Source organism: bacterium, assembly GCA_040756715.1.
Lineage (GTDB): Bacteria > UBA9089 > UBA9088 > UBA9088 > UBA9088 > JBFLYE01.
In genome coordinates this window covers 1-3,539 of record JBFLYE010000021.1, presented here as the reverse complement: position 1 = coordinate 3,539, position 3,539 = coordinate 1, and the positions used below count along the sequence as shown (strand labels likewise).

General features: G+C 39.4%; 2 protein-coding genes. Both read right to left on the bottom strand.

What is annotated here, in order from left to right; translation table 11 throughout:
• The coding region (locus AB1397_00670) for an N-acetylmuramoyl-L-alanine amidase (GenBank protein MEW6481518.1) at positions 1 to 2,288 on the bottom strand (2,288 nt) is incomplete at its 3' end.
• A 5-nt stretch (positions 2,289 to 2,293) separates the two neighbouring features.
• A complete protein-coding gene (locus tag AB1397_00665; protein MEW6481517.1) occupies positions 2,294 to 3,337 on the bottom strand; it encodes a hypothetical protein in 1,044 nt (347 codons plus the stop codon).
• Positions 3,338 to 3,539 lie beyond the last annotated feature (202 nt).

The window sequence follows — 3,539 nt, the reverse complement described above, 5'->3', positions numbered from 1 at the left end:
GGATTGTTGAATTTCCAAAGGAATGCGGCATTGGTAAGCTCATTGTCAAACCCCTTTGTCCCGCTTGCCTCTAGGTTTAAGGTCTGGTCAATTCCATTTACATCCCTGATTGAAATGGTTGATGTTCCCCTGACATCACAGGAGAACCAATAGCAGGCACCATTGAGGAATGCCTGGAATGGGTCTTGTCTTATGGTGGGATTGGGAGCAAGCAGCCTTGGGGATGTTATGTATTGGCTGTTATAGTATGCCATATAAAGGGACATCTGGGCAGCAAGGAATTTGTCGGGATCGCTTTCATCTTTCTTTGCCCCATTTATCCTGATTCCATATTGCCAGGTGCTATGGTCATAGCCAGATATTGTATTTGGACTCCAATCCTCTCCTACTCTATAGTATGAGTTTGCATATCTTCGGTCATCATTAAATTTGGGGTATTCAGAAAATTGTCTATTTTGTCCTTTTAGGTATTGCCTTACAATATCCAATGCACCGGTAGCATTGGCTATCCATCCATAGTAATAGTGGTATCTTTCAGTATTTGGGATAATCACCTCAGCGGTAAATACTCCATCGCTGTCCTCATCCTTTAGCTCAAATAGGTCAGAGATAAACATATATTTCTTTCTCTCAGGAAGCATTTGCCAATAAACCGTAATTGGGTATGGGGGTAAAGTAAGATGGTCAGGATACCTCGCCTCAGACCTTAAGACTGTCATATACCTATAGTCTTCACCCAGACCAATATCAAAGCTTACGGTATTATCTGGACAGGTATATCCAAAGCTAACCTCATCGTCATATGGAGAGCCAAGTGGTCTTCTCCTTACCTCAATCTTCATTCCCTCTGGCAAGGGATGGATATTTCCATTGTTATCGGTATAATATAGCTTAACCTTACAGGTTGAGGCAGCGAGAGTGAAAAATTCCGTGGAATTTATCCCATAGATTCCATCAATGCCTTGGGTATAAAAGCCATTGTTGTCAGTGTCAACAATGAGGTCATAGTTTCCCAAAGGAAGGATACCCAGGGATGTTCCGCTAGCAATCTCTCCCTGGTTGTTGGTGGTAATAGGAAATAATAAACCAGATAACCCCATTTTATCCATCCAGGTTGTATTAGTGCTAACATAGAGATTATAGGTTGTATTGCTTGCATAACCATCTCCCTTAATGTAGATATTGTCGGTTGGGTTGAAATTAAAGGTTGGGGTGCCAAATTGGTTGGTGGGGATGATGGTAGGAGTGAACATAAAGGCATCTCCTACGATAATTGTTGTATCAGTAAGACCATCAAGGTCTGTTCCTGAATAGGAAAATGTTGCTGTGCCTCTAGGGGTAGAGGTTGAAATACCTGTTGTAGCCTCCCACATAATATTTCTAATCCTTGATACATTATTTCCTCTATCTTGAGGATAAAGCTTAAGGGAAGATGCATTTCTTGGGGTATATCTTAAATCTGGGGTTGAGGCTAGCCTTTTAGAGGTAGCCAATCTTACGGTCATCTTACTATATTTACTTGGGTCTATGGGTGAGGGAGGGATAATATTGATTGCTGCTTGTGGCTTTCTATTCTCCTTCAATATATCCTTAATCCCTGAGACAATGGCAGGAGCAACTACCTCTTGGATAAAGTTTGGATTGTTGGTAATTGATTTTATATAATCATCGGGGTTGGTTAAAAAGGCTATTTCTACAAGAGAGCTATGGTGGGGTTTTGGAGAATACTTAGTCAGGGTTCTTAACATCCCCATCCGACCTGATTCTACATTCCCATCCTTAAGCCCCCTGTCACCCTGTTTATTTTTATCCAATACCAGACCTCTGGCCTTTACCTGTTCATATTGGGTATAGAAGGAGAATTCATGGGGTTCTTTGGCTAAGGAAGAACCATTATAAAAATATGTCTCAATGCCATTGGCTGAGGTGGGTTTTGTTGCACCTGCATTAAGATGGATGGAGAGGAAGATGAAGGTATCATAAGTTGTGCTTCCTTGGTTGATTACATTTCTAACAAAGGTTGCTCGGCCGGTTATAGTTCCTTTATCTTCTATTGGCATATAAACATCTTTGGTTCTTGTCATTGTCCCATCTATATCAGGCTCTGTATCCAAAAGATTCATCACCGCTTGGGCTATTTTAAGGGTCTCGGTTGCTTCTATATATCCTCCCCAGTCACAACCAAGATCACTTCCTCCATGGCCAGGGTCAAGGATTGTCATACTCTTTGCGAAAGCAGAAGTATAGATTCCCCATATCAATATAAAGGCTAATGTTAGTTTTCTCATTAGATTCACCTCTTTTTCAATTTTATAATACCATCTTCATCTATCTCATCTTTATAGAAAATTGTCTCATTGTCTAGCCAAATTGGAAAGCATTTCCAAGCCTCATCCTCACCAGAAAGGGTATAAGTCAGTTGCTTTTTCCCTGTTCCATCAACATTTATGATCCATATCTCACCCTGGGGATCCCTTTCAGGGTCATATTCATGAAACTCAAAGTTTGTATCATAGGCAATCTTTTTGCCATCGGGAGACCAGGAGGGATTCTTTCCCCACAGAGTAAGCATTCTTTTGTTTGTTCCATCTGCATCCATTACCCACAATTCAGGATAATCCACATAGGCTATCTTCTTTCCATCGGGGGACAAAACGTCATCATAATTGCTATTTATATCGACTTTTTCTGATCCATCTTTATTTATCAAGAAGATACTTAGATCCATTGAAACCACAACAATTTTTTTTCCGCCCGATAACCAATAAAGCCTCCAGGCATTTCCTTCGGTAAGCACCCATTTTTTTTCTTTCTCTAAATCACAATACTCAACTTTCATACCTTTCTTGTCCAATGTATTATATACAACATCCTTTCCATTGGGAGAAAGCCATATAAAAGAAGAATCATTTAATTTTGCTATCCTTGTTTTCTTGCCACTAAGATCTGTTACCCATAGGTCATTCTCTGCAATATAGGCAATCTTTTTTGAATTAGGAAGCCAAAAAAAGCTTTTTATTGGCTTTTCTTCCTTTATTTTTACCTCTGTTCCTTTCTTTAGTTCTTTGATTACTATTTCATTGGCTTTTGTCCCTGCCTTTTTCTTTTTATCGGGAGATAGTATTTCTTGTTTTATTGCTGGTATCCCAGGAACAAGCTTTATTATCTCCTTCACCTCAATATCCTCTGCCCCTACTCTCCAGAGAGGGCTTTTTTCCTCTGTTTGAGCCTCTACGGTTGCCGTTCCCTTCCTCTTTGCTTTAGGCTCTGAATAACCTAAATTAGCAATCAAACCCAACCCTAAAACTATCCCTAAAACTAGTCTTTTAATAGACATCTTAAACCACCTCCATATTTTTCATATCTTCATTATAAATCTCAATCAAATACTTTGTCAAGCATTTTTTTTCATTTCACCGCCATTGATTTTATAGCAGAGAAATTGTCTGCCTTTATTTTGTAATAGTATAATCCAGAAGAGAGGTTTTTTCCACTATCATTCTTTAGGTCAAAGAAGATTGCCCTGTTTCTTTGGGTAT